General features: G+C 52.9%; 25 protein-coding genes. 7 read left to right on the top strand and 18 right to left on the bottom strand.

Annotated elements, in window-relative coordinates; translation table 11 throughout:
• Positions 1–10 precede the first annotated feature (10 nt).
• From phnM to DVH26_RS08290, 11 genes are all read right to left on the bottom strand, one after another.
• Positions 11–1,192 (bottom strand): phosphonate metabolism protein PhnM, encoded by a 1,182-nt coding sequence (phnM, locus tag DVH26_RS08340; protein WP_239633138.1) that lies wholly within the window; start codon positions 1,190–1,192, stop codon positions 11–13.
• Positions 1,193–1,261: 69 nt separating this feature from the next.
• Positions 1,262–2,107 (bottom strand): ATP-binding cassette domain-containing protein, encoded by an 846-nt coding sequence (locus tag DVH26_RS08335; protein WP_239633136.1) that lies wholly within the window; start codon positions 2,105–2,107, stop codon positions 1,262–1,264.
• A gap of 15 nt (positions 2,108–2,122) precedes the next feature.
• Positions 2,123–2,965, bottom strand: coding sequence for an alpha-D-ribose 1-methylphosphonate 5-phosphate C-P-lyase PhnJ (locus DVH26_RS08330; protein WP_239633134.1), 843 nt, complete (start codon positions 2,963–2,965; stop codon positions 2,123–2,125).
• A gap of 5 nt (positions 2,966–2,970) precedes the next feature.
• Positions 2,971–4,092, bottom strand: a complete 1,122-nt coding sequence (locus DVH26_RS08325; RefSeq protein ID WP_239633132.1) for a carbon-phosphorus lyase complex subunit PhnI — start codon at positions 4,090–4,092, stop codon at positions 2,971–2,973.
• Between the two features lie 3 nt (positions 4,093–4,095).
• On the bottom strand, positions 4,096–4,689 hold the full coding sequence (gene phnH / locus DVH26_RS08320; protein WP_239633130.1) for a phosphonate C-P lyase system protein PhnH: 594 nt from the start codon (positions 4,687–4,689) through the stop codon (positions 4,096–4,098).
• A 14-nt stretch (positions 4,690–4,703) separates the two neighbouring features.
• The gene (gene phnG, locus DVH26_RS08315; protein WP_239633127.1) at positions 4,704–5,129 is read right to left on the bottom strand and encodes a phosphonate C-P lyase system protein PhnG; all 426 of its coding nucleotides are present in this window, start codon (positions 5,127–5,129) and stop codon (positions 4,704–4,706) included.
• A gap of 112 nt (positions 5,130–5,241) precedes the next feature.
• Positions 5,242–5,943: a GntR family transcriptional regulator gene (locus tag DVH26_RS08310; protein WP_239633125.1), complete on the bottom strand. Its 702-nt coding sequence runs from the start codon at positions 5,941–5,943 to the stop codon at positions 5,242–5,244.
• Between the two features lie 24 nt (positions 5,944–5,967).
• Positions 5,968–6,600: a DapH/DapD/GlmU-related protein gene (locus DVH26_RS08305; protein ID WP_239633123.1), complete on the bottom strand. Its 633-nt coding sequence runs from the start codon at positions 6,598–6,600 to the stop codon at positions 5,968–5,970.
• 36 nt (positions 6,601–6,636) lie between these two features.
• The gene (locus DVH26_RS08300; RefSeq protein WP_239633121.1) at positions 6,637–7,497 is read right to left on the bottom strand and encodes a PHP domain-containing protein; all 861 of its coding nucleotides are present in this window, start codon (positions 7,495–7,497) and stop codon (positions 6,637–6,639) included.
• Between the two features lie 381 nt (positions 7,498–7,878).
• On the bottom strand, positions 7,879–8,469 hold the full coding sequence (locus DVH26_RS08295; RefSeq protein ID WP_239633119.1) for a glycoside hydrolase family 73 protein: 591 nt from the start codon (positions 8,467–8,469) through the stop codon (positions 7,879–7,881).
• Positions 8,470–8,534: 65 nt separating this feature from the next.
• Complete coding sequence (locus DVH26_RS08290) at positions 8,535–9,836, bottom strand: voltage-gated chloride channel family protein (protein WP_239633117.1); 1,302 nt, start codon at positions 9,834–9,836, stop codon at positions 8,535–8,537.
• Between the two features lie 312 nt (positions 9,837–10,148).
• On the opposite strand from DVH26_RS08290, the gene DVH26_RS08285 reads away from it, so the two are divergent.
• Entirely contained in the window at positions 10,149–10,670 is a 522-nt protein-coding gene (locus DVH26_RS08285; RefSeq protein WP_239633116.1) for a MerR family transcriptional regulator, read from the top strand.
• A gap of 74 nt (positions 10,671–10,744) precedes the next feature.
• Here the strand turns inward: DVH26_RS08285 and DVH26_RS08280 are convergent, their stop codons facing one another.
• Both DVH26_RS08280 and DVH26_RS08275 read right to left on the bottom strand, forming a co-directional pair.
• Entirely contained in the window at positions 10,745–11,767 is a 1,023-nt protein-coding gene (locus DVH26_RS08280; protein ID WP_239633113.1) for a Gfo/Idh/MocA family protein, read from the bottom strand.
• A gap of 110 nt (positions 11,768–11,877) precedes the next feature.
• Positions 11,878–12,717, bottom strand: coding sequence for an MBL fold metallo-hydrolase (locus DVH26_RS08275; RefSeq protein WP_239633111.1), 840 nt, complete (start codon positions 12,715–12,717; stop codon positions 11,878–11,880).
• Between the two features lie 237 nt (positions 12,718–12,954).
• Between DVH26_RS08275 and DVH26_RS08270 the strand changes: the two genes are divergently transcribed.
• Entirely contained in the window at positions 12,955–14,874 is a 1,920-nt protein-coding gene (locus DVH26_RS08270; protein WP_239633109.1) for an alpha-L-rhamnosidase-related protein, read from the top strand.
• Between the two features lie 235 nt (positions 14,875–15,109).
• Here DVH26_RS08270 and DVH26_RS08265 read toward each other — a convergent pair whose 3' ends face one another.
• Positions 15,110–16,327 carry an MFS transporter gene (locus DVH26_RS08265; RefSeq protein ID WP_275590462.1) on the bottom strand — a complete coding sequence of 406 codons (1,218 nt, stop codon included), beginning with the start codon at positions 16,325–16,327 and terminating at the stop codon, positions 15,110–15,112.
• 321 nt (positions 16,328–16,648) lie between these two features.
• On the opposite strand from DVH26_RS08265, the gene DVH26_RS08260 reads away from it, so the two are divergent.
• The 3 genes from DVH26_RS08260 (at position 16,649) to DVH26_RS08250 (ending at position 19,389) form a co-directional block, all read left to right on the top strand.
• Positions 16,649–16,960: a hypothetical protein gene (locus tag DVH26_RS08260; RefSeq protein WP_239633107.1), complete on the top strand. Its 312-nt coding sequence runs from the start codon at positions 16,649–16,651 to the stop codon at positions 16,958–16,960.
• Positions 16,961–17,053: 93 nt separating this feature from the next.
• Positions 17,054–17,503: a MarR family winged helix-turn-helix transcriptional regulator gene (locus DVH26_RS08255; RefSeq protein ID WP_239633105.1), complete on the top strand. Its 450-nt coding sequence runs from the start codon at positions 17,054–17,056 to the stop codon at positions 17,501–17,503.
• Between the two features lie 803 nt (positions 17,504–18,306).
• Complete coding sequence (locus DVH26_RS08250; RefSeq protein WP_239633103.1) at positions 18,307–19,389, top strand: saccharopine dehydrogenase family protein; 1,083 nt, start codon at positions 18,307–18,309, stop codon at positions 19,387–19,389.
• 257 nt (positions 19,390–19,646) lie between these two features.
• Here the strand turns inward: DVH26_RS08250 and DVH26_RS08245 are convergent, their stop codons facing one another.
• Positions 19,647–21,269: a glycosyl hydrolase family 18 protein gene (locus DVH26_RS08245; RefSeq protein ID WP_239633101.1), complete on the bottom strand. Its 1,623-nt coding sequence runs from the start codon at positions 21,267–21,269 to the stop codon at positions 19,647–19,649.
• 50 nt (positions 21,270–21,319) lie between these two features.
• Entirely contained in the window at positions 21,320–22,549 is a 1,230-nt protein-coding gene (locus DVH26_RS08240; RefSeq protein ID WP_239633099.1) for a DUF418 domain-containing protein, read from the bottom strand.
• A 199-nt stretch (positions 22,550–22,748) separates the two neighbouring features.
• On the opposite strand from DVH26_RS08240, the gene DVH26_RS08235 reads away from it, so the two are divergent.
• Together DVH26_RS08235 and DVH26_RS08230 are read left to right on the top strand one after the other, a co-directional pair.
• The gene (locus DVH26_RS08235; RefSeq protein WP_239633097.1) at positions 22,749–23,348 is read left to right on the top strand and encodes a TetR/AcrR family transcriptional regulator; all 600 of its coding nucleotides are present in this window, start codon (positions 22,749–22,751) and stop codon (positions 23,346–23,348) included.
• 240 nt (positions 23,349–23,588) lie between these two features.
• Entirely contained in the window at positions 23,589–24,791 is a 1,203-nt protein-coding gene (locus DVH26_RS08230; RefSeq protein ID WP_239633095.1) for an MFS transporter, read from the top strand.
• A gap of 54 nt (positions 24,792–24,845) precedes the next feature.
• On the opposite strand, the gene DVH26_RS08225 is transcribed toward DVH26_RS08230, so the two are convergent.
• Positions 24,846–25,463 carry a hypothetical protein gene (locus DVH26_RS08225; protein ID WP_239633093.1) on the bottom strand — a complete coding sequence of 206 codons (618 nt, stop codon included), beginning with the start codon at positions 25,461–25,463 and terminating at the stop codon, positions 24,846–24,848.
• A gap of 120 nt (positions 25,464–25,583) precedes the next feature.
• Complete coding sequence (locus DVH26_RS08220; protein ID WP_239633091.1) at positions 25,584–26,465, bottom strand: AraC family transcriptional regulator; 882 nt, start codon at positions 26,463–26,465, stop codon at positions 25,584–25,586.
• Positions 26,466–26,602 lie beyond the last annotated feature (137 nt).

The following is a 26,602-nucleotide window of genomic DNA, read 5'->3' as shown; positions in this document are numbered from 1 at the left end:
ATCACCTCCGTCAGATCCTGTAGTTCGTTTTCTGAATCAGCTTGCCATCGACCATAACGGCCGTAATGACCGGCAAATCGTCACCATCCAACCGCTCGATGATGATGATATCCGCCTTCTTGCCTTCCCGGATCGAGCCCAGCTCTTCGTCGATATTGACGGCCTTCGCCGGGTTGAGCGTGACCAGCTTGAACATCTCGGCCAAATCCTTGCCGCATAAGCTCGCCAGCTGAAATACGGAGTGCAGCAGCGCAGCCGGATAATAGTCGCTGCACAAAATATCGATGCTGCCGTCCTTCACGGCTTCCGTCGCCGACAGGTTGCCGCTGTGAGAGCCGCCCAGCAGGACGTTCGGCGCCCCGGCTACCGTGTACATGCCCTTTTCCTTCGCTTTTCTCGCAATCTCCATCGTAATCGGGAATTCGCTGATAACCGTGCCGAAGCTTTGTACAAGATCGAGCTTTTCCAGCGAATCGTCATCGTGGGACGCAATCGCAATGTTGCGCTCTTTGGCCATTGCGGCGATCTCACGGATGGCATCCTCCGTCAATTTTTGCTTCGACTGATGATTGGCGATAATGGAGTCCATGTTCTCATCGGTGACATTGTTGTAGCCGCGAATCGTTTTTTTGTACACTTCCAGGTCTCTGTACTGCCCTTGGCCAGGCGTATGGTCCATAAATGAAACCAGATGAACCTTCTCTTCGGCGATATATTGCTTCAAGTTGTCGACTTGATCCAGGTTGTCGATCTCGAAACGCGCGTGGAAGCGGTGACGGATCAAATGCTTGCTGGAATGCGTCTGCTCAATCAAATCGGCGATCTTGCGCACATTTTCCGGCTCGCGGATCGGGCGGTACTTGTAATCAGCGGACTTGAAGATGGACAAGGAGTGGAACATGGTAGTAATACCGTGAGAAAGCAGCTCCTTCTCCGTCTCCCGCAGGCTCAAACGAAAATCGAAGAGCGATGTCGGCCGCGGAGCCGTCATATGCTCAATGTAATCGGAGTGAATATCGATGAGTCCCGGGGATACATATCCGCCTCGCGCGTCGATAATCTCCGTTCCCTCTTCTACAGCAAGCTCCCCCGGGCGAGCGATTTGCACGATGCGATCGCCTTGAATAAGAAGGTCGAACCCTTCCAAAAGCGTTTCTTCCGTTATAATAATTCCGTTAGTAATCAGATACATCAGGATGACCTCCACTTGAGGATTGGTTACAAGGGGAGCTTCTTGCAATCCCCTTGCTAACAAGAAGTTTTATAATAAGGAATGAACCAGCTGCTGAGTATACGCATGCTGCGGATCTTCGAGAATCTGATCGGTCAAGCCTTGCTCGACCACTTGGCCGTCCAGCATAACCATCGTGCGGTCGGCCAGCATCCGGATGACGCCGAGATCATGCGATACAAGCAGGATGCTGATATTCAGCTCTCTCTGCAGGTGCTTGATCAGGTCGAGCACATTCGCTTGTACCGACAGGTCGAGACCGGTAGTCACTTCGTCCAGCAGCAGAATCGGCGGATTGTTGGACAATGCCTTCGCGATCTGTACACGCTGCTGCATACCGCCGGAGAACAGCTTCGGCGCATCCTTCATCCGGTACAGCGGAATATGCACCCGCTCCAGCAGCTCGCTTCCCCGGGCTTCCATAGCCGCCACGTTACGGTTGCCTGCGGCAATCATTTTCTCGGCGATGTTCCCGATCGAAGAGAAGCCCATTCTTAGACCAAGCACCGGATTTTGATACACTTTGCCCATCAGATGATTCCGGATATATCGTTTTTGCTGCGGCGATTCGGCGAACATATTGCTGCTGCCTTCCTTGTACTGTTGAAGGTAGGCCTCACCCGAGGTTACCTCCTGATCGAAGTACAGGCATCTCATCAGCGTCGATTTGCCGCTGCCGCTCTCTCCAACGACCCCGAGAATCTCGCCGCGGTGCAGATCGAATGAAATGTTTTGGCACGAGTAGACGGTGCCGCAGGCGCGGCAGTAGTTTTTCTCGAGCTTGCGGTGCTCCGCATTTCGGCATTGGTCGCAGCCGGGGCCGAATTGCTTGCTTAATTGATTTACGCTCATAATCGGGGATGTCAATTCACCCATCGTTAGGTCACCTCTTTAGGAAGACTGCTGATTCATTCGAGCCAGGCAGTAGCTTGTATCGTTGCACTGGTAGTACGTTTCCTCGGTCTTATCATCGTATAGCTCATCCATAAACACATCCTCGGCTCCACACTGCCTGCAGCACTTGCCTGGGAACGACTCCGGCTCGAAGGGGACATCGTCGAACGCCAGAGAAACGACCTTCGTGTATGGCGGCACGGCATAAATTTTCTTCTCCCGGCCGGCACCGAGCAGAATCAGCGCATCCGAGCTGTTCATCTTCGGATTGTCGAATTTCGGTATCGGGCTAGGCGCCATCACATACCGGTCATGCACCATGACCGGGTGGTCGGCTCCGGTGGAGACGCCGCGGTATTTCATAATCATCTCGAACAGCATCAGCCAAGCGCCGCTGTAGTCTTTCTCCCCGTGCAGCCGCTTCGTTTCCTTCTCGCTTGGCTCGTACATTCTAAGCGGCTCCGGCATCGGGACCTGCAGGACGAGAATTTGCTCCGGCTTGAGCGGGACTTCCGGTATACGGTGGCGGGATTGGATCAACGTCGCACGATCCGTTTCGTCCACTGCCGTAACACCTGTCGTTTTGTGGATCAGCTTCTTGATGCTGACCGCGTTAACCGATTCGTCCGAGCCCTGGTCGATGACCTTTAGCACGTCGCGCTTTCCGATCAGCGACAGTGTGAGCTGCAGACCGCCGGTGCCCCATCCCCGTCCGATAGGAAGCTCCCTCGAGGCGAACGGAACCTGGTAACCCGGGATGGCGATAGCTTTTAACGTAGCCCGGCGAATTTCCCGCTTGGACCCTTCGTCTAAAAATGCAAAGTTATATTGAGTTTGCATACGCATTATTCTCCTTCAGCTTCCTCGGTTTGGCCTTTCCTTGTTTTGCGCACGTCGTTCAGCTTCGACTGGAACGTTACGTAGTGCGGCATTTTCAAGTGAGAAATGAACCCTGTAGATTCCACTGAGTCGATATGAAACAGCACGAATTCCTCGTTCTGGGTCGGAATGCTGTTGTCGCCGCGCTCCAGACTTTTATCCAATATGCTCATGGCAATCGCCTTCGTCTCGTTTTGCCCGAAGCAGAGACCGTAGCCGAACTCCAGATTCAGCTCTTTTCTTCCGTTCTCTTTCTCGACGGTTGCAGGCACGAGCATTTCAACTTCCGTTACTTTGATCTCCCCGATATAGTAGGCATCGTCCTCGTCTCCGTTAGGCTGGAGCGGACTGTCCACATATACAGGGAACTGTCCGACGCGCAGCTCCCCTACCGTCGGATGCACCATGCCGTAGCCGCGGATGACCGCATAGGCGAACGAAGTAACCGCGCCTGTCTGGCCCCTGGTCAAAACCTGCAGCTTCTCGCTCCGGCTTGCCGGAAAGGTCAAGCTTGTACGCGTTACATCGTCCGGCTCGGTGGTATTATCAGGGCAATCGGCGATGAGCCCTTCCCGTCTAAGGTAGTCCAGCACCTTCGGGAGCCGGTCTTCTTGAGCTTCGGCCGCTTCGGCTGTCTCCGACCGCTTGAATTCCTCAAGCCAGGCTTGCACCGTGCGCTCCGTTTCTTCCGTCAGCTCGAAGTCCAGCAGGCGGTGGGAGTAATCGATCGTCGCTCCAAGAATTTGTCCGCCCGGGATATCCTTGAACGATGCGGAGATCCTTCTTTCCACCCGCATTTCTTCGGAGTGGACGGTCCGTGAGTAGTGCTTTCTCGGCAGCGTCGAACGGTAGGCCCGCAGCAGGAAAACCGCTTCCTCCGGGTTGCCTTCCGCCTGCTTGATGGCGAGAGCCGCAAGCTCCTCGCTGTACAGGCTGCTCTCCGACATCACCTGATCGACAAGTCCTCTCATCCCGGCTTCGATCGCTTCGACGTCCAGCACTTTACCGTGCTTCAATCTTTCGTATTGAATCTGTTTCAACGATTCTTCAATGGCGCGTGTCCCGCCTTTGACCGCTACGTAACCCATAGTCTAGATCTCCTCTCTTGCAATCTGAGTCGTTCTCGGCAAGGCGAGCAGTCGATGATCCGCATCGACGAAGATCAGATCGAGTCCTAACGGAAACTCAGCATTCCGTTCAGCCCGCATATCAATCCAATTATCGCCCGTTTGCGGCTCCGCTTGGGCGTGGCTTTGGATGCCGGGACCCGTTAAGCGCAGCTTCTCTCCCCCGGTCAGGCTTGCCGCTTCGATAATGAAGGTGGCGGAAAAGTGCGGATCTCCAAGCTCTCCGATCTTTGCCTTCTCCAGCGCACGCTGCAGCTCGCCCGGCGCCGCATCGCGCAGCACGAATATATAGTCCGCATCACTAACATCCGCTTCTTTGGCATACGTCGTCTGACCGAGCATATGCACCGCTTCAGCTTCCCGCTCGGAAATCACCTTGAAGGTAACCTCCGTATCGAGCACCATCTTCGCCAGAACCAAGGTCGAAGGCATCATGCTTCCTTCCCGCTCCAGCTTGCCGGCTTCCTCCGACAGCTCGGTAATCGTTCCGGGTCTCGACATGGAATCAATTACTTTTCTGTAGACCGTTTGTATGTCGTGAACCATATCCAGCTTCATCCGTACCGCTCCTCTCAATCCGTGTCCATGGTTTCAAAATCGACCCTCGTCCGCAAAACATTGGCATGCAATGCCGCCCGTTGCGCTGCGATCCGATCGCTCTCTGCCTGAAGGACGGCCGACCAGGACGCCGTTTCCTTCAATCCTGCCGTGTAAGCCGCATCGATAACGGCAAGGTCCAAAGCTCTGTCAGGCTCGTTGCCTTTAACCATGCCCACGCCCAAAGCGCCTTCCACCTGAACCTTGCACTCGGTCACCAGCGCCTCGCCCAAGTAAAACTGGCTTTTCTGCGCCGTCTCTTTTACCTTGACCATTACCAGACCCTGGTTAGGCTCCTCGATCACTGCGACCTCGTACCGGCTTTTAATGTCCCCGGCCATAGCCGCTGCGATATCAGGCGATCCGTTGATGAGAATTTCCGTTCTTTGCTTACGTTTCATAATCGGGACCTCCTAACTGATAAGAAATCATTATTGCTTCCTTCCCAAAACCCACTCTATCTTGTTGCCATGCCGGCGGCTGTTAAGTTTGTGTAAATGTTTCGCCGAGCTTCTAGAACACATAAGTGAACATGTCGCCGCGGTACATGATCTTGCAATATTCCAGCGCACGGCCGGAATCGGCGTCGGTGCACTCGGATTCCAGCACAAGTAAAGGAATCAAGCTCGAGCAGGCCAAGAGCTCCCTTTCGTATTTGGAAGGGTACGTCAGCCTGAGCGTCGTCTGGCTGGAATCGAAACGGGTATACCCGTGGCTTCTGTAATAAGCGAACGTCGAGGTAATGTCTCTCCCCGCGCCGGCAATATCCGGGAACATCGATTCCGCAACGTAAGAGATATGCAAAGCGATAGGCTGCTTGTTGATGATGCGCAGGCGCCCGATTTTAAACACGCGCTCCTGCTCGCTTGCTCCAAGCGATTCGTAAATTTTGTTATTGAACTCGATAGGCTCGCAAAAAATATTTTTGGACTCGTAGTCGTAGCCGAGCTCGGTCATTTTTTCGCTAAAGCTCTTGTTCGCCGTCAGAACGATCGGAACGCGCAAGTTCCGGTCCTGCACGAAGCTGCCCTTCCCCTGCTTGGAGTAGATGTAGCCCAGCTCCTGCAGCCGTTCGTAAGCTTTTCGCGCAGTAATTCTCGGGACCTTGAACCGGTCGGCGAGCTCGTTCTCGGAAGGCAGCTTATCGTCGGGCTCGTGCTTACCGGATTGAATCGATGCGATAAGATGATCCATAATATCCAGCTCTTCGGACATGCCGCGTCACCTCCTTCGCCTTGATCAGCCGTAAGTTTTAATAAAAGCTTCCATATCGTTAAACTCGTGGAATCTAGCCTCCAACAGGTCGCGGGGCCAATCCCACCAGGCAATTTGCAGCAATGTATCGATGACATCCTGGGAAAAGCGCTTCTTGATCGGCCGGGCCGGAACTCCCACAACGATCGTGTAAGGCTCCACATCCTTCGTTACGACAGCCCCGGAGCCTACTACGGCGCCTGTTCCGATAGTTACGCCCTTCATAACGATCGCTCCGTGTCCGATCCACACATCATGGCCGATCGTCACGCGATTGCCTCTGCGCCAGTTGAAAATGTCGTTGTCGTCCGTTTCGGCAAACCCGAAGCCGGCACGACGGTACGTCATATGATGCTGTGTCACCCGATTCATCGGGTGATCGACAGGGTTAATGCAAACATGGGAGGCGATGGACGTGAACTTCCCCACCTCCGAGTAGTTGATGGTTACGTCGTCCATTGTATAGGTGTAATCCCCGATGCGGGATTCGATAATCTTGTTGTTCGGCCCGATGGAGGTCCAAGCGCCTGCATAGCTGTTTACAATGTGGCTGCTCTCGTGAACACTCGGCTCGGAAGATAAGGGAGCGTGAGAATGGGTTTGATGAATGTGCTTCATAGCGTTTCTCTCCTTTTTACCTGCAATAGACGCGGATTATTTGTCCGACAAAAGCTGCTTTCTTTCCTTAATGGCCTTGACGGTATCCAGGCCGGGGCTTTTGCTGCCAAGCACGACTTCCTTCTCGCCGTAGAAGCCGTGAAAATCCGAGCCGCCGGTCATGATCAAGCTGTACTGCTTGGCCAGCTCCTGCGCTCTCTCCTCGTCCTCCGGCCCGTGCAGCGGATGCCATACCTCAATTCCTTGCAGGCCGGCTTCCACCAGATCCGGCACCTTCTCGAAGCTGCGGTACTGGCCAGGATGCGCCAGCACCGGAACTCCTCCCGCCTGCAGAATGGCCCGAACCGCATCGGATGCGTCGGCATATTCCGTCGGGATATAGGCAATCCCCGGCTGTTCGCCGTTTTGTCCGCGCGAGAACAGCTTTTTGTACAGCTCTCCATAAATGCTGTCCGTGTACCCACGGTCGATGAGCACGTGCATAATATGCTGCTTGTAGACGCCGGTTCCGCCTTCCGCATGCTTCAATACTTCTTCCCAGGTAATGGAGTAGCCGGCTTCGATCAAGCGGGTCACAGCCGTTACACAGCCTTGATGGCGCTTCTCAAGCAATGGATTGCACAGCTCTTCAATGGCCGCGTGACCCGGCTCTATGTAATAGCCGAGAATATGCACTCTGCGTCTTCTCTCGAAGTCATAAGCGGAGATTTCAATGCCCGGGATAATTTCGACTCCCCGTTCGTGCCCCTTGACCTCCATATCATGAAGCTCACGGGTCGTATCGTGATTCGTTATCGCTAAATGGCTGACCCCCTCGTGAATGGCCAGATCCAATATTTCATCAAAAGTGTAGGAACCGTCGGACAGCTTGGTATGACAATGCAGTTCTGCTTTCATAGCGACCTCCTGGTATAGAACAAATAAATTCCAACAGAATACTCATCCATTAATGTGGTTTCTCTTACGTTTATCTCTATGTACTAATCTAACTTGATGCCAAGTTACAAGGGTTAACCGAATGTAATGCCCATGTTAAGAATTTGTAAGGGCGGCTGTCCGCTCCTATTTTTGCGCATGGCAAAAAAGCCCCTTAGCTCGCACGGTACAAGGGCTGGAAGCCGTTTTTCCTATCGGAGGAGCCCGCTATGAGGCAATATTTACCTTGAATATTTTTTTCGATAGCCAACAAAAAAAGAACCGCTTTCCGTCCGGCTGTCTAAAACGCCGCCGCGGAAACGCGATTCCAACTCATTGTAAAATCCTTTTTTTGATGGACGATTATTGCTCCGGCTGTCCGGATGCCTTTCTCAGCTCATTGGCGAGCCGGTGGAATTCGTCTCTTGCCTTGTCGTCGTTTGCGACGTGCCAGGCGGCTGACAGGAAGCCGATGATCCGGTTCGCATCCTGCTCGCTCAGTACATAGCCATTCCCTCTCCATACGAGTTCATCGTACTGGTACAGCTGCCACGATTCGATGATGCGAATGAGCTTCTGCGCGTAGAGAGGATCGGTTGCGTAACCCGCCTGCTGCAGAGCCGTACTGGCTTGGCGGTAATCCCTCTCCCCGATCACAGCCGCATAGCGGGCATTGCGCAGCAAAAATTGTGCGTGATCGCGGATGCTGTCCTCCTTGCTGTCGTACACCCGGAAGCCATCCTTAATCGTTATCCACCGGCCGTCAATATATTCTTGCGTATCCCGAACTTGCCCTTCACCCTTAATACCGAACAAATTGTTACCGGCTGCAAAATTGCCCCAGCCGCTTTCGAGCGCCGCCTGGGCGATGGTCACGCTGGCCAATATTCCGGACTGGCGCATGCTGTTCATCGCATAAGGCGCGATAAAATCAATGAAAGACCGAGGGTCCACGGCGTCTCCTCCTCTCTGAACTAATAGCAGTTTATTCAGATAGGGCCCCGGTTCGATACGGCTATCTACTTATCGTTCTTCCATGAGCCGAGAGTCGCATCATCGGGCAAGCCGGTCCGCGGACTTTTGGACACGCCTATTCTTTGCGCCGTATAAATGCCGGAATGCCCCGAGCACAAATAACTGACGACGCACGCCGCAAACATATAGATAGCCGCTTCCGAGCCGAACAGCTCCAATCCCAGAAGAAAGCAGGCTATCGGCGTATTGGTAGCACCGCAAAAAACGGCAATCAAGCCAAGCCCGGCAAGAAAAGGCCCGTGAAGCTGGAGCAGCTCCCCCAATGCATTGCCGAGCGTCGCGCCGATGACGAACAACGGAGTTACCTCTCCTCCCTGAAAGCCCGCCCCCAAGGTAAGCGCGGTGAAGATCAGCTTCCACAAAAAGGCGAACGGCTCAACCGTTTGCCGGAACGAATCCGCCAACAAAGGCAGCCCCAGCCCGAGGTAATCGCGCGAGCCTACGAGGTAGACCAAAGCAACGATAACGATACCGCCTGCGAAGCTTCTGACCGGAGGAAGAGGCAGCAGCTTGGCGTACAGCAGCTTCAGCTTATGCGTAAGCTCGCTGAAGCAGAGGCTGACCAGCCCGAATACGATGGAGGCTGCGAACACTTTGATCAGCACGGAGGCGGCGATCGGGGGCACCGCTCCCATCGAATAATGAGCGTGATGAACGCCCCATGCCGTCGTCACTGCATGGCCGGTGAAGCTTGCGACGAAGCACGGAAACAGCGCTTCATAGCGGATCAAGCCGATGGCGATGACCTCGAAACCGAAGACCGCTCCGGCCAGAGGCGTGCCGAAGACCGAGCCGAACCCGGCGCTGATCCCGCACATAAGCAATATTTTGCGGTCATGCTCGCCAAGGCGAACGAGACGGCCGAGCCCGTCAGCCAAGCTCCCGCCCATCTGCACGGCCGTTCCCTCGCGTCCGGCGGAGCCTCCGAACAAGTGCGTGATCAGCGTGCCGCCCAGCACGAGAGGAATCATACGCAGCGGAATCGAGTCGCTTCCCGCATGAATTTGCTCCAGAATCAGATTGTTGCCTTTGGAGCTGCTCTTGCCGAACTTCCAGTAAATCCAGCTGACGAGGGCGCCGCCTGCCGGCAGCAGGAACAGCAGCCAAGGCCAATCCATCCGCGCCTGCGTAGCCGCGTCCAGACTGACCAAAAACACCGCGGAGGCCGAGCCCGCAAGAGCGCCTGCAGCCCCTCCAATAACGAGCCATTTTATCATAAACAGCATAATATCGTAATGAAGCCTGCCCCGAGAAACAGCTCCCCTGTTCCATTTCCATTGTCCCATCACCATTCATCATCCTTCCAACCGTTGACCGCTCATCCCGTTATCCAATAATCATAACCGTACCGCCACACCGGCGCAAGAAAAACGCGCTTCGAACAGCGCCTTCATTCCCCATCGTTCGACCCGATTTCCTCCAAAATCAGAACCGCTGTCGCCGACCGGACAACGATGTCGCAAAACCCGATAATCGCTTGAAAAACTACTTTCTTTAGCGAATCGGCACTACCTTTGTCACCCTTGCAGGGACATGAATAAAAGAGGCGAATAGCTTAATGTGTAACGATTTACTAAGATGAGAATGGAGGATGCGGGATGGACGTTTTTTCTACGAAGGAAGTTGCGCTTAAGCTTGGGGTCAGCTCGACGACGGTGAAGCGGTGGGTGGCCTTTTTCCATGGTTGGTTTCAAAAGGATGAGTTCGGGCATTACATCTTCTCTTCGGGTGATATCAGCCGCTTGGGATCTATTAAGGAGCAGCTGCAGCAGGGAATGACGATGCAAGCGATTATGGACGCGAATGGAGAAGGCTCCAAGAAGGAAAAAGCCTCCCCCCCTCCTCCATCGGCGGCCGCCACGCAAGAGCTGCTCCATCACATCACGCAATTGGAGCTTAAGCTCGCGCAAAAAGCCGACGACATCGTCAACCTGCAAGTGCTGCAGCACCGCAATGAGCTCGAGGACATTCGCAAAACGGTACAAGCCTTGGCTTCGGAGGTAGAATCGATTCAGCGCTCCCTCTCCCGCCATTCCGAACGTACCCTCGCCAGTCTCCGCGATACTCCGAAAGCGAATAAGAAAAAAAGCTTCCTCAGCATGCTGTCCAATTTTATTTAGTGTCCGTTCATTCCAAATAAGCTGAAAAAAAACATACCCTGCACTCCGCGGCGGGAATGCAGGGTAACCTTGTTTTATGGAATCTTCGTCAATTCTACACGCCGGCCGCTTCGCATAGAATCGGTAATCGCCTGCGTAAATGCCATATATAAAGCTCCGTCGCGAAAAGAAGGAGCGCCCTTGGTGCCTTGACGGATCGCACGGATGAAATCCGCCTCTACCGTCCATGGCTTGAGCTTGTCGTCAGGAATGGCGATCCGCTGTTCTTCGCCGTTTCGGCTCAGCAGGATGTGGGCTTTCTCCGGATAGCATGTCAGCGTTCCTTGGCTTCCGTAAATCACCATCGAATGAGTGCCGCCTTCCACCGCGCCGGTGAACAGCGCCGTAAGTATTGGCCCCTTCTCGAATCGGCCGATCACCGTAACGGAATCCGGCAGCTCCACCAGACTCTTGCCATCGGCATCCTGAGGCCGATCGCTCACCCAGGTTTGTCCTTCTGCGCTAAGCGATGCCAGCGGGCCGAACCATTTGTTCAGCACTTCACCCGTTATCCCTACATCCAGCGTGTTAATCCCCTGCAAATCGGCTCTTTGCCTCCAATGGAGCGGCTTGCTAGGATCAACGTACTGTGACGAAGGATGAGTCAAATAGACGTGTCTAATGTCCCCGATGACTCCTTCGCCGAGCAGCTCGAGCACATAAGGCTCGACCTTCATGTAATTGGGAGCCGGACACAGCATCGTCGTAAGCGGAGTCGACTCGTCCAGTCTCAGCATGTCCAAAGCTTCGGTCAAATCCATCGCCATTCTCGCCTGAGAAAATACGTGCTTCCCCTTGGCAATGCAATAGGCCGATATTTCCTTGTGCAGAATCGGCGGCGTGCAAATGAACACGGCATTGACCTCCGCGTCGTCCACAACCTCCTGCCACGTGTCGTATACTTTGCGAAAACCGAACCGTTCGGCGGCAAGGCGAGCATTGTCGGCTCTTCTATTGGCTACGGCGGTCAATTCGACCCCGTCGATTTTGAGCAAATTGGGGATATGCCGTGAGCTGGCAATTCCGCCTGCCCCGATAACACCGATGTGCAGCTTCATGATAGTTTCCTCGCTTTGTTTTAGTTTTTTTGCACGTTTACCGGTTCGATCACCCTCTATTAATAGCTGGAATACTTCTTGCACCGGCCTTAGCCTTATGCACTAATGAATTACTTCATGTAAATAAACCGCTCACCCGGCGTCATCATATGAAACTTTTGTTCCGGATACCGGGAATACATATAGTCTGCGAAATAAGCCGGGTTCTCGTCATTATGCGGGAACATGCCAAAATGCATCGGGATCACCAGATCGGCCCCGATTGCAACCGCCAGGTCCGCAGCCTCACGGTAATTGAAGTTGCCCACTATCCCCTGCGCCGTTCTTGCATAGTCTCGCCCGTTGATCGGCAGAAGCGCAATATCCACCTTCTCGTCCTTTAACCAGTCAACCAGCTCCGGAAACCCTATCGTATCCCCCGAGTGGTAGATGGAGAGGCCTCCATATCGAATGATATATCCCAGAAACAAATGATTGCCCTCTTCATCCTGCTCGAACCGGTCATGCATTGCCGCGAACGCTTTGATCTCCAAACCGTTCACAAGCTGAACCTCCAAATGGTTCATGCCGATCATTCTTGCGCTGTCGAAGCCCCAGTCCAACAGCCTTTCCTTATGCGCCCTCGGAATAATGAAGCGCGTCCCTTGACGCTCGCTTAACGGCTTCAAAGTGGCTGAATCCATATGATCATCATGATGATGTGTGCAGAGCACGGCATCCATGTCCGGCAGACTGTCCGGTGACAATGGGGGAGGGAACTTGCGAATCCATGGCCCTTGGGATGCTTCATTAATGGAATTGCTCAAATAAGGGTCTATCAACAGCCTCTTGTTCTCCATTTGAATCCAGAACCCGGCCTGCCCGAGCGCCCATATGGCGGCAGTGCTTTTTGGAAGCCTCGTTTGCATGATTTCCTGCCGCAGCGCTTCCCCGCTTCGGTAAAGCTTCATCCTTTTGTTTCCTCCTTTTATTTGCCCTTCATCACTTGAAAGCGTTAACCTGTCCTTTTCTATTATGTATCTCTCTTATTTTTCCCGTCAACCTCCAATTCATATAGAGAAACGTGAGACGGCATGGACAAATGTAGCAGGTTTGCCCCAAAGCATTGGCAGGCACAACCAAATTGGATAAAATGATGCTGTTTCATTCCCTATTTATAATGAAAGAAGAGGTGTCGAGCCAGCCCTATGGATCTGAACCGATGGAGTCTTACAGAAGAACAGCATATCGTTTGGAACGTGGCCCAAGACCCGAGAAAGCCGCATCAGGATCATGTCGAAATGAGCGGCAAAAAAGTATCCCTGATCGTCCGCTACGGCATTAGCGAAGAAGGGCAGCTGGTATTATCCCGCCATGTCGTATGGCCGGGACTGCGGACAAAACCGAATAATACGCACGCAAGCCTGATGCAGGAATTCGATTTGGAGCAAATGCCGCTCATCCAGGTGAACGGTACGTCTATTGATGCGGAGACGGTGACGCGAGTTGCCTTTGACGGCCTGCTGCACATTTCCACCGAATCGAGCTCCGGCATCGGGATCGAGCGGACGATATTCCCGTCGACCGACAAAGCCTATGCGGTCGAGCAGGTGCATATTACGAATCGGACCGCGGAACCCGTTACGATTCAGGTTAGCTCCCGCTGGGCTCAGTCGTCGGTTAAAGGCGTCGCCGGCATCTATTTGATTAACATCACGCACGACTGCGCGGAATCGGTTAGCCTTGCTGCAGGAGCTTCGTACACGTACGGCGTGTATATCGGCGCGCGGCATCTGCGCAACGAGCTTCCCGCGGTTACTGCAGCAGAAGCGCGGAGCCTCAGAAGCCGGCTGGTCGAAGGCATTGCCCGCTCGCTCCGGCTGGAAACGCCGGATCCGATTCTAAACAGCATGTTCGGCTTTGCAAAGCTGAGAGCGGGAGAGAGCATTTACGAGACCAAAGGCGGCTTGATGCACAGTCCCGGCGGCGGACGGTATTATGCAGCCGTATGGACCAACGACCAGGTCGAATATGCGGGGCCGTTTTTCCCGTATCTGGGACATCCGCTAGCCAATGAGGCTACGTTAAATGCGCTCAGGCTGTATATGCCGTTCATGGGTCCCGACTTCCAGCCGATCCCTTCGTCCATCATCGCCGAAGGAATCGACATTTGGGAAGGCGCGGGCGACCGTGGAGATGCAGCCATGTACGCGTACGGGGCATCGCTGTTTGCCTTGAATTACGGGGACCGTGCGGTCGCCGAGGAGCTGTGGCCGGCTATCCAATGGTGTCTTGCCTATTGCGAACGCAAGAAAACGGATCGTGGAGTGATCGCCTCGGATTCGGACGAGCTGGAAAACCGTTTTCCAAGCGGCTCGGCCAACCTGTCGACCTCTTGCCTGGCCTATGGCGGTTACCGTCATGCGGCGAATGTCGCCCGCTCCCTCGGAAAAGCCGAGTTCGCCGAGCAGTATGATAAACAGGCGGATCTGCTTGAGGAAGCGATCGAGCAGTTCTTCGGGGCTAACGTCGAAGGATTCGACACGTATCGGTACTATGAGGAGAACGATATTTTGCGTTCGTGGATTTGCCTGCCGTTAACGATGGGCATGATGAACCGGAAGGAAGAAACGATCCGCGCCCTGTTGTCCCCTCGCTTATGGACGGATAACGGATTGGCCACACAAGCGGGAGACACCACCTTCTGGGACCGTTCCACGCTGTACGGCTTCCGGGGCATTTTCGCTGCAGGCGAGACCGCTACCGCCCTGCAATATCTGAAGTCGTACTCCGAGCGCCGGCTTCTCGGAGACCATGTCCCTTACGCCGTCGAAGCTTATCCCGAAGGAAACCAGCGGCATTTGTCCGCGGAAAGCGCATTGTACGGCCTTGTCATCGTTGAAGGGCTGTTCGGCTTGAAGCCTGTCGGCCTGCATCAGTTTGCCTGCGCACCGAAGCTTCCAGAGGGCTGGGACAAGATGGCGCTTCGCTCCGTCAAGGCGTTCGGCCATGAATTCGACCTTGTGGTAACAAGGGAGAACGGCGGCTTGACGCTGACCGTCAGCGAAGGAAATCGGAGCCTTACCTTTGCCGGAGCGGAAGGCACTGCTTTCGAAGTGAGCCTGTAAGTCGGATTCATCTGTTTCTCCATTATTGCCGGCAACGGCTGCACGCACTTTGATCATAACAATGCAAAACAGCCTGCTAGCGAGGCGTTCTCCTATGGAGACGTCCCGCAGCAGGCTGTTTGTTGTTCGCTTGCTGTGTTTATTATTATTGGCGAAGCGAATCATGGATCTATCTTGAAACGCCGTGTCACGAATCCGGAAGTCGGGAGTGACTCGTATCATGCGTGCATGAGTGTCATGCGTCCTCCAGCTCGATCCCTTTCGTCTCCTTGCCATAGAACATCACCGCCAAAGCACCTATCACTATCGCGAAGAAGAACACGATAAAAATGGACGTTACCGGCGTCCCCCAAGCTACCAGCATGCCTACCAGAAACGGACCGATAATCCCCCCGATGCGCCCGAAGGATGCGGCAAGACCGACTCCGGTCGAACGAACCGAGGTCGGGTACAGCTCGGGCGTATAAGCATACATTCCTCCCCATGCGCCGAGATTAAAGAAGGAGAGGCTGATCCCGGCAGCTATCAGCATGCCGTCGGTCGAGGCCGTGCCGAACCATATCGCACTGACTGCGGTCAGCAGCAGGTAAGTTACCAGAACGAATTTGCGGCCGTACCGCTCGATAAGATAGGCGGCCGTAAAATAACCGGGCAGCTGAGCCAACGTCATAATGAGGACGTATTGAAAGCTTTTGACCAGCCCGAACCCTTTCAGCACCATGACGGTAGGGAGCCACAGAAACATGCCGTAATAGGAGAACACGACGGTGAACCAGAGGATCCACAGCATGATTGTGCTGCGGCGGTGCTCCCGGGACCAGACCGATAAGAATCTCTCCGCAAAAGTCGTCCTCCGGCTTTGCAGTTGAGTAAACCGCGGTGAATCCTGAATCGCTCTTCTCAGGTAAAGAGCGTATATAGCCGGCACGGCGCCGATTACAAAGGCCATCCTCCAGCCATAGGACGGGATAACGAAGTAGGCTATTAACGCCGCTGCAATCCAGCCGCCAGCCCAGAAGCTCTCGAGCAGCACGACGGCACGGCCTCTCTCCCGGGCCGGGACCGACTCCGAGACGAGCGTGGATGCAACCGGCAGCTCGCCTCCCAGGCCGAAGCCGGCTACAAACCGCAGCGCGCACAGCACGGCGAAGCTGCCTGCCATGGCGGACAGCCCGCTCGCTGCAGAGAATATAAGCAGCGTCCACAGCAGCACGGCCCGCCGTCCGTACCGGTCGGCGAGAGCTCCGGCGGCAGCCGCTCCCACCGCCATGCCGACGGAATTGATGGCCGTCAGCTGGCCGATCTGCTGGGCGCTCAAGTGCCACTCCACCGCCAACGCCGCAGCGATGAAGGAGATGATGCCGACGTCCATCGCATCGAACAGCCAGCTTAGGCCGGCGCTGAACAGCAGCTTTCGTTGTTTTGGCTTTGTTAGCAACATAGCATTATTCATAGGACAAGTTCCTTTTCTGCTTGGAATCATACCGGATCCTATCGCTGTATCGCGCTATAAGGTCTTTACACTTATGATAACCAAAATCATCCACCGGAATGCGGACAATTGTTGATCTAGCGCTTGTGCCTGGTATAAGTTTCCTCCTATCATTTCACATGGGTGAAACCGAAGTCAAGGTTTTTTCGCCGGTTCATACCTTGACGAATGCATCCCTGATTATGGAGTTCGCTTGCGAATACACCTGCACCGTTTCTTTTCAGACCTTCCGCAAGTACAATAGAAGACAGACGATCTCCATTCGATGCAAGGAGGAAAACTATGATTGACAAGGTAAAGAAGGCTTTGGCTGTAGTAATAAACAACTGGAACGCCATGTCGGCATCCGGCAGCGACGATGCGGAAGGAACGGCTAATGAGTTCGAGGCTTCGTTCTACGAGTTTATAGACGTTGTGCGCGAGTGGGCGGATACGCTCGACGAACGGCCGAGAACGGTCGAAGAAATGATGGAGCTTCCGCTGATTCAGGAGATTCTCGATCTCCTTCCCGCCCCGCTAGTTTTGAATTTCGAGACGGAGGCCGAGCTTATCGTAGACAAGATAACAAGAATCGACGATGCCAAGTACGATTGACCCGTGCAGATGCTTGAACTAAGCATTCATGCAATAACAAACCGAACATGGTTCGGCTTGACAATCACTTAGTTTAGATACTAAACTTAAACTATGAAAAAAGATATCACTTCATCCAACAACAGCGCCAGCCGCAACCTGGGCCGATTGATATTGCAGCTAAGGCGGCTGGAACGCCAGCCTCAGACGTTTGGCGGCGCCGGGAACGTAACGCCAAGTGAAATCCATACGATCGAGGCGATCGGATGCGAAGGCTCGGTGCTTATGAGCGAGCTTGCAGCTCGGCTCGGCGTGACCAAAGGTGCAGTATCTCAGCTTGTCGTGAGGCTGGAAGCCAAGCAGCTGGTTAAGCGCACCTCGTATCCGCACGATTCGAGAGGAATACTGATCTCGTTAACGGACAAAGGGAAGGAGGCTTACGTCGCTCACGAGGAAGTGCACGTCCGATTTTACGATCAGCTCCGTTCACAGCTTAGTGAGCAGGAGGTTGAAACTTTCGATCGGTGTATAGAGAAACTGAACGATTTTTTGCAGCAAAACTAATTTTTTTTGACTTTTAGTTTAGTATCTATACTAAATTGTAAAAAGGCTGCCGTTCGTCCTCGATATTTGCGCAGACATCGGAGATTGTAACTTCGGAGCTGTTGTATCCGATGGGCTGAAGCATATATATTGTGGGCCCTGCTGCACTACCGGAAACTTATCGGCGCAATGTGAATGCCATTGTAGTACGGGACGTGCAGCCTGTAAGACGGAATAACCGTCTTCCAGCTTGACTCCGCCGCTTTCGCCCTTATGTAACGCGGAAAATCCTCGTTACAACTTCACGTAGCGGCTTCACCTCGGCTCTTGACTGTCTGTAAGACGGAACAACCGTCTTACAGCTTGCCTCCGCCGCTTTCGCCCTTCTGTAACGCGGAAAATCCTCGTTACAATTTCGCGTAGCGGCTTCATGGCGGCTCTTGACTGGCTGTAAGACGGAATAACCGTCTTACAGCTCGGCCTCCGCCGCTTTCGCCTTTCTGTAACGCGGAAAATCCTCGTTACAATTTCGCGTAGCGGCTTCACCTCGGCTCTTGACAGCCTGTAAGACGGAATAACCGTCTTACAGCACGGCCCCCGCCGCTTTCGCCTTTATGTAACGCGGAAAATCCTCGTTACAACTTCACGTAGCGGCTTCACCTCGGCTCTTGATTGTCTGTAAGACGGAATAACCGTCTTACAGCTCGGCCTCCGCCGCTTTCGCCCTTCTGTAACGCGGAAAATCCTCGTTACAGAACACTCTAAGCGGGTCCCACCTGCTTTGAGCCGCCTGAAACAAAATCATCCATCGGAGGGAGACACTTATGGATAAATACATCGTAGTTGTCGGCGGATACGGCCATGTAGGACAGGATGTATGCCGGGAGCTGGGAGAACGATACCCCGGACGGGTCTATGCCGCAGGGCGGAATCTCGCACGTGCGGAACAATTCAGCCGCGAGACGGGCGGCAAAGTCAAGCCTATGCAGATTGATATCAAAAAAGGCTTTGGCGACGATGAGCGATTTCACCAAATCGGCATGGTCACTATGTGCCTGGATCAAACGGACACAGCTTTTATCCGCTCTTGCCTTGAACGCGGCATTCATTATGTAGATGTTACAGCCAACCTTGACTTCCTGGAACAAGTGGAGCAGCTGCACGAAGTGGCCGCTTCCGGACAGGCGACAGCCGTGCTGAGCGTCGGACTCGCTCCGGGGCTGACGAATCTGATGGCGCACCACGCCGCATTGCAGATGGATCGGGCCGATACGGTCGATATTTCCATCATGCTCGGCTTGGGAGATCGGCACGGCAAAGCGGCTATCGAATGGACCGTTGACAGCCTGAGCTCCCGCTTCGACATCGTCGAGCACGGTCGGCTCAAACCGGTCACGAGCTTTTCCGGCGGCAGAACGGTCAGCTTCGGGCCATCATTGGGCCGCAAAACAGCCTACCGATTCCCCTTCCCCGATCAGCGCATCGTCGTACGAACCCTCGGAATCCCAACCGTGTCGACGAGATTATGCTTTGATTCCGCAATCGTCACCCGGCTGCTTGCCTGGTTCAAATCTGCAGGAGGCTTTCGATTGCTCAGTCACCGTGCTTTGCGCCCGCTTATCGTGAAGGGATTCGGGCTCATCCGTTACGGACAACCGGTATTTGCAGTTAAAGTCGATGCAAAAGGTGTAAAGAACGGAAAGCAAGTTTCCGTGGAATGCTTGCTTCAGGGTGCCCGTGAAGCCGCGGCGACGGCCCAAACAGCCGTCTTCGTCGCCGATAAGCTTTTCCAATCCGGCGACTTGCCGCATGGCGTGTACCATATAGAACAGTTATTCCGGCTGGAGCAATTGCTGCCGCCGGGTAACCGTTACGCCACCCTGGATGTTCAAGTCAGCTACAGTTGAAAGGACAACGAGACAACGCGCAAGTCAGTGCATCTGAATTCAAAAAACTCCCCAAAGCCCTTGAGCTTTGAGGAGTTTTCTGTAAGCAGCCTCGGTGAAGTCAAAGACTTCCATCTGGTCTTTAATACGCCACCGATTGATCCAAGACATTGCCGGAGGCCGGGCGGACCTTCCGCACACTTGAGGATCGATCTCTTTTCCGCCGGTTAGCGATGTCCGTTTAGTACTAACTTGCTCGCAGCAGCCTCCTTAGCCTTTCATGGCCGAAGCTTACCGATACGCTGCCAATCGTCCTCGACGTATTGCCCCATATACCAGAGGGCTACTCCTTTGAGCCCGTAATACCGGGCAACCCACAGCTTGCGGTCGATGCTGTCGGCATCCTCATAGAACAGCTCGTTATCCGCTCCATCCGTATATTGAACGCGTTTCAACAAATAAGGAACGGCCAATGACTGACGGACTCCGGGCTTCACGAGCCGTTCCTCCACACTCGAACTGGCGGGAGAAGCATACGTCGCTTGCTCCGCATTGCCGATAAATTGATCGGTTCGTTTGCCGATTCCAAGCACCAGCTTGTCCTTCGGCACTCCGGCAGCCAACGTATCGCGGATCGTCTCGGCGACGAGCGGCAATGGAGCGGACGGCAGCCGGTCCGGCTTGCTCAGAAAATTGTAGGCCATCAAAATGACCTCATCCGCCGTTGCTCCGATAGCTTTTAGATCGTAGCCTTCATAATAATTGACCGGAGGTACGGCTACAGTAAGCTTCTTGCCGTTCAATACTTTTTTCAGCTCCGATAACAGTGCCGTAAAATCATTTCTTCTCTCCGGACCGTACAAATCTTCGAAATCGATATTGACCCCGGTGAAGCCGAATCGCGGATCGTTAACCGTCGCGGCTACTGATTGGACGAACTGGCTCCTCGCAGCGGCATCCGCTAAGAATGCTTCTATCTGATGCGATTTGTTAGCGAAGACCATCAAATCTTTGCTGACCTCGCTCTGATCCGCTGCCGACGTCACTTCCTCCCAGCCTTGCGGCAGGTTGAACTTGTGGGAATCCCCGGACGTGCCAAGCCCTGCCGAACCCGCCCCTTTATAATCCAGGTGCCACCAGCCCAAAGCGACCCGATCCAGCAGCTTCATTTTATCCAGATTATTGTACGATTGGATCGCATAGAAGCCGGTAACCTCAAGCGGCTTGCTCCCGGCATCCTTTTGCAGCAGCCTATGAATGACCGCAGCCGCTTCCTGGCGGCTCAGCGGACTCGCGGGATCAAAGCCTTTCTCGCTGCCCTCGAACAACCCCTGATTTGCAGCGTAGTAAACGTAGGGCGTCAGCGCTCCGTTTATTTCACCTGCATCTGCGAAAGCCCGTGCATCCCGTTCCTTCATCCAACCGCCGTCCAGCCACTGTTTTCTTTGCTCCTCCGCTGCCTGCGACAACAGCATCGTTCCCATCGCATAAGCCACTTCTTCACGGCGGATCGGGGCCGTCGGTTGAAACCTCCCGCCGCTGTCTATCATCGCATCAATCCAATGCCGCTGCATCGCCGCTTCAATCATCGGATACGACCAACGATCGGATGACACATCCTTGAGCTGTCCGGCAGGCAAACTGGCATCCTGCGAGACTCCGGCGGCTGCGATCATCATCTTGATGAACTCTTCCCGCGACATCGAGGCTAACGGGTGGAATCCTCCATCCGCATATCCGTCTACTGCTTGAACCGCTGCCAAGGAATACACATGCTCGGCAGACCAGTCGCTTTCCCCTACATCCCGGAACGGAGTCAATCTGGACTCGTAAGCGCTGACTGTTGCCGAACCCGCCAATAATGAACCTATGATTGCAAGCATAACCGTCTTCTTATACACTGTGTTGCTGCACCTCCCATGACGTTCCTTAATACTGACGCGCCAGAGAGTCAAAAGTTTCTGTGCCCGGGAGTCCCCTTCTTCCATGATCCCAGCCCGCCGTAGGTTAGCCGCCGCCATACCCATTCAACCGGACCGAACCGGAACCGGCTCATCCACCAGATACTGAAAGCCAATTGCAGCAAGATCACTTCAAGACAATACATGATGCACACCAGAAAATCGAATTTGCCGTAAAATCCGGCCCCTGCAAACACGGCGAAGGAAATGACCGACTGCCCCAAATAATTCGTCATGGCCATTTGTCCTGCATGCAGAAACGGATAGAGCAGCTTTTGCCCATAGAAGCGCCTATACATAAGAACAACGACGGAGATATAGAAAAAGCTCAGAAAGATTCCGCTCAAGTAGATTAAAAGCGATTCTCCAATCAACGAGAACACTCCCAAATCTATCCATCTCAGTCTTATCACCGCCAAGCCGCCCGCCAGCGTCAGCCCGATTGCTCCGCAGCCCTTGCGTAAAGCCCGAAACAGCCCTGCATATCGCAGTACATCAGCAAACACACCGGTTTTTCCGAAATAAAACCCGAACAGCATCATGGCAAAAATACAAGGGTAGGTGATGAATTCCATCGCAAGATTCGGCAACACTTCGTTTTGAAGCCGAAACACGAACCATTCCGCATAATTCCCCTCGCTCTGATACATAGCTGTTGAGGCAGCGGCTGTTGCCGATGCTTGTTGGTAATGAGCCGCCATCGTCGCCGCTGCTTCATCCGCAGGCTGCAGGAATGCCAGTGAGAACAGAGAAAAGTACAAGACAAGAATCCAAACCGCCCATCGGAACGCCGTCTTCGCACGTCTGCGGTAAAACATCATCAATACCAGTCCAAGCAGCGCATATGTATGGAGAACGTCTCCCGACCAGAGAAGGAGCAGATGCAGCACCCCAAGCGCCAGCAGCAGAAGCATTCGTCTCATAAACAGCGGGTATACCCGAATCCCCCTGACTTCCGCCCGCTGCATAAAAATAAAAAAACCGAACCCGAATAAGAATGACAATATCGGATAAAACTTCCCCGTAAAGAACATGTCGATCATAAGCCTCACTGCATAATTTATGGACGACTCCTCGGGCAAGACGCCCGCTCTTTGATAAAATAAGTCCGGCGAACTCATCATAACGATATTGACGAAAAAGATCCCGAACACGGCAACTCCCCTCAGGATATCTATTAACGTGATCCGGCTTTGGTCAGAAATAGGCTGCCATTCCATCTTGATCGCACTCCACTCCCTAAAATTAACTTGCAACATGAACTATAACGCAATCGGGTGAAGTTCCATATTATCCTTTAGGATACTTTTTGCGGCTTTTCCCCTACCCCTTGCGAAACTTTTCGGTATCTGTTAAGATACAGAACGAACGTTCAGTATTATTTGTGACCGATCATATCTGGAATCGGAGTGGATCACAGTGAACAAAAAGCAGCTGCAAAGCGAGCAAACCAAAAAGCGGGTTGCCGATGCCGCAAGAGGCCTTTTCGGACAAAAAGGGTATAAAGCCACCTCGATTGAAGATATCGTGGAGGCAACCGGAAGCAGCAAGGGCAATATTTATTATCATTTCAAAAGCAAGGAAGGCTTGTTCCTGTATTTGCTCGACGAATGGGACCGGGAATGGGAGCAGACCTGGAAGCAGAAAGAGCCGACTTACAAAACAACCACGGAAAAGCTGTATGGCGTCGCAGAACAGCTTGTCCTGGAAGATATGAATCACCCGCTCACGAAAGCCGCGGACGAATTTTTCAACAATGAGGAAAAGACGAGCGATGTCGAGGAGCGGATCAGCGAGATGGTGGCGCGGCACGTTGATTTTAACCGAAATTTGTTGCAGCAAGGAATGGAAAGCGGGGAATTTAACCAAGCTAACGTAGAAAGGCTTGCCGTTATTCTCGAGGGCTTAATAATCGGTCTCGGCCAGATGTCCCGCAAATCGAAGCCTGAAGACGCGCTCGAATTGTACCGATCAGCGGTTCAAATATTTTTGCACGGGGTTGCCAAGCCGAATGGTTAGGGTAATGCAATACAGTAAGCAGTGTCTGCGCTAAAATTCATTCTCGGAGCCTCCTGCCGATTACCGATTACCCTTACAATTTCCGATTGCACGGCTTTCGGTCTGGTTCTACCATCTGCGTAACAGGCGGAAATACGCATTTGGGTCTCCGGCGCTTTTGAAAGCCGCCTGCCATTTTACAAAACGAACGTTCAGTATATATTATTAATTTCATCAGATACAACACGGAGGATTTATATCATGTCTTTATTGTTAAGAAATCGTGGAGCCGTTCTGCTTCTTATGCTCAATATTTTTCTTATTTTCACCGGAATCGGCCTCGTTATTCCAATTATGCCTACTTATATGACCGAGCTTCATATTAACGGGACGGTTGTCGGGCTCCTGGTGGCAGCCTTCTCAGTAACTCAGCTGATCGCTTCGCCTATAACCGGCAGGTTGTCCGATAAGATCGGCCGGAAAAAAATTATCGTAGCCGGTATGATCGTTTTCGCCGTATCCGAGTGGCTGTTCGGGGTCGCCGATTCGGCTTGGCTGCTGTTTGCTTCCAGGATGCTGGGGGGCATCGGCGCCGCGCTGATTATGCCCTCCGTCATGGCGTATGCAGCAGACGTTACTACCGTGGAAGAACGCGCGCAGGGCATGGGATATATTAATGCGGCGATTACAACGGGTTTTATTATCGGGCCCGGAATCGGAGGCTTCATCGCGGAATTCGGAATTCGCGTCCCATTTTACGCGGCAGCCGTTGCAGGTGCCGTCGCAGCTGTCATTACCCTCCTCGTCCTGCCTGAATCGGCGCGCACGGATCACAGCGAAGCCGGCGACACTGTTCCTGAACAGAAGCAAAGCCTGCTGGTGCAGCTCAGAAACTCGTACAAGGAGCCTTATTTCTTAAGCTTGATCATCGTGTTTGTCTGCTCATTCGGGTTAGCTAACTACGAGACGATATTCGGACTGTTCGTCGATCATAAATTCGGTTTTACCGCCAAAGACATTGCCTTTATTATTACATTCGGATCCATTGCAGGCGCTGTCGTTCAAGTTACCATTTTCGGTTGGATTCTGAACCGGTTCGGTGAGAAGAAGGTCATTTCGTTCTGCTTGGCCACTGCGGGCTTGTTCGTCCTGTTAACGCTGTTTGTTCACAAATATTGGCTGATTTTTGCAGTAACCTTCATCGTCTTCTTGTCGATCGATATATTACGTCCGGCTATCGGCACCCAGATGTCCAAAATGGCGCAGGAGCAGCAAGGGTACGTAGCCGGGCTGAACTCGGCCTACACGAGTCTCGGGAACATCGCCGGACCGGTGGCGGCAGGCTTCTTGTTCGATATCAATATCAATTACCCTTATATTTCGGCCGCTCTCGTGCTGCTGCTCTGCTTCGGTCTTTCCTTGCTTTCGGGCCGAAGCCGGCAGGCTGCCGCCGCCAAGCTGTAAAACAATGAAAGAGACGCTCCAATCTACGGAGCGTCTCTTTTCATTAACATTCACTTATCTCATATTTCCGATAACGCTGCTGCGTTGATCCGCCATTTTTTTAATAAAATTGGTCATGAGATCGAAGGCTTCGTTTCTCTTGTTCGTCAAGCTTTGCATGCGAAGCATATCCATTTGCTGGCTGCTGTTTAAGCTATCGATTTTGCCGCGAAGAGACTCCAACGCAACGTCTACATCGGCTTGAGACCATTTATTCGATGACGGGACCTTGATGCCGTTCTCGGTTAATTTTTTATGCAAATCCGCATCCAATGTAACGCTGGCTTCCGGTTTTGCCGGACGACTCGCTTTTAATTTGCTTATAATTTCATTCAATTTGGCAATCTCGTTATTTCTAGCTTGAATGGTTTCCATTTGACCTTTCAACTGCTCTTCCAACACATTGGCACGTTGGGACTGAACTTGCATTAATGCGGTTTCCAAATCCATATTGGAAAATTGAGCCGTAACCATTCCTTGTGCATTGACCGACCCGATTGCATTCTGAGTCGCTTGACCGCCGAGCGCAACTTTAACCGAGCTGTATGCCGAATCGTTCATCATTAAACCTACGCCGCCTGCAATCCCGATCACGAATGTACCAACGATAGATAAAGCCATTTTCTTATTCATTCTTTTTTCCCCCTGCGCTTGTCGTTGGTTTGATTATAGCACTGTAGTTTCGACAAGTCTGTTATGTGTAACACAGATCGGAAAAATAGACAAAGCAATGCATACACGATTAAATCCGGCTCACATACGAGCTCTCACCGTGCGGCTGTATTCGGTCGGGCTCATGCCGGTGGCCTTTTTGTACGCTTTCGAGAAATAATGGACGCTGCTAAATCCAAGACGCGCTGCGATTTCGGTCATGCTGCACGATTCCTCGCGGATCAGCTCCTTCGCCTTCTCTATTTTCAATCTGGCGAAATACTCCATAATCGAATAACCGGTTCCGTTCTTGAATATTTCCTTCAGCCGTGTTTTGGCAATATGAAGCGACTCGCTTATATCCTCCAGCGTCAAATTGCCGTCTATATGCTCCTCCAGAAGCTGAATGACCCGCTGCGTGATGCTGTGGTTCTCCTTCTCCCGGGAGCTGGAGGACAGTGCGGGCTTCGTTAGTTCATCGTCGTTTTTGCGCAATAATTGAATAAGCAGCGTTTCGAGATACAGCTTGATCAGCTGCTCGGAACCGATTCGTGCATCACTGCGCCGATTGGCGAATAACGGATACGAAAAAGGAAAGTAAAACGCCTCCGTCCCCTCCTTGACGATTTGGGCCAGCAGGTTCCGTTCCGAATCCCCTAGAGCCATCACCCGGTTCTCGAAATGCTTCATCGCTTCGGAATCGCAATCAAAGGTAAGGACGATGAGATTAGGCGCTTTTTCTTTATGAGCATAAAAGCTGTGGAATTCGTTCGGCTTATGGAAAATAATGGTCCCTTGCTTCAAAATGTGCCGCTCCGTATCCGTCAGCACCTCGACCTCGCCTTTGTCCACATAAAGAATTTCCCAAAAATCATGACGCTCTCCTGAAAAAACGTAATGTTTGCCAAATTCAAAATAATACATCGTAATAAGATTTCGAATGACAATCGTTTCGTTCAGGCTCGTCCTTTTATAGTCCGTCATGCTATGTTCGCCCCTTGAGCGTATTGTTAAACCTACCTTATGATACCGCCGATTCTTATGAGGGGTAAAGCCGAAAAGACAAAAAATGCGGCTTCCAGGACAAAGAAATCTCCATGCCCACCTCTTATACTGAAGGG

The sequence above is a fragment of the Paenibacillus sp. H1-7 genome (assembly GCF_022354825.1).
In the GTDB taxonomy this organism is placed as follows: domain Bacteria; phylum Bacillota; class Bacilli; order Paenibacillales; family NBRC-103111; genus Paenibacillus_S.
This window is presented reverse-complemented; position numbering and strand designations above follow the sequence as displayed.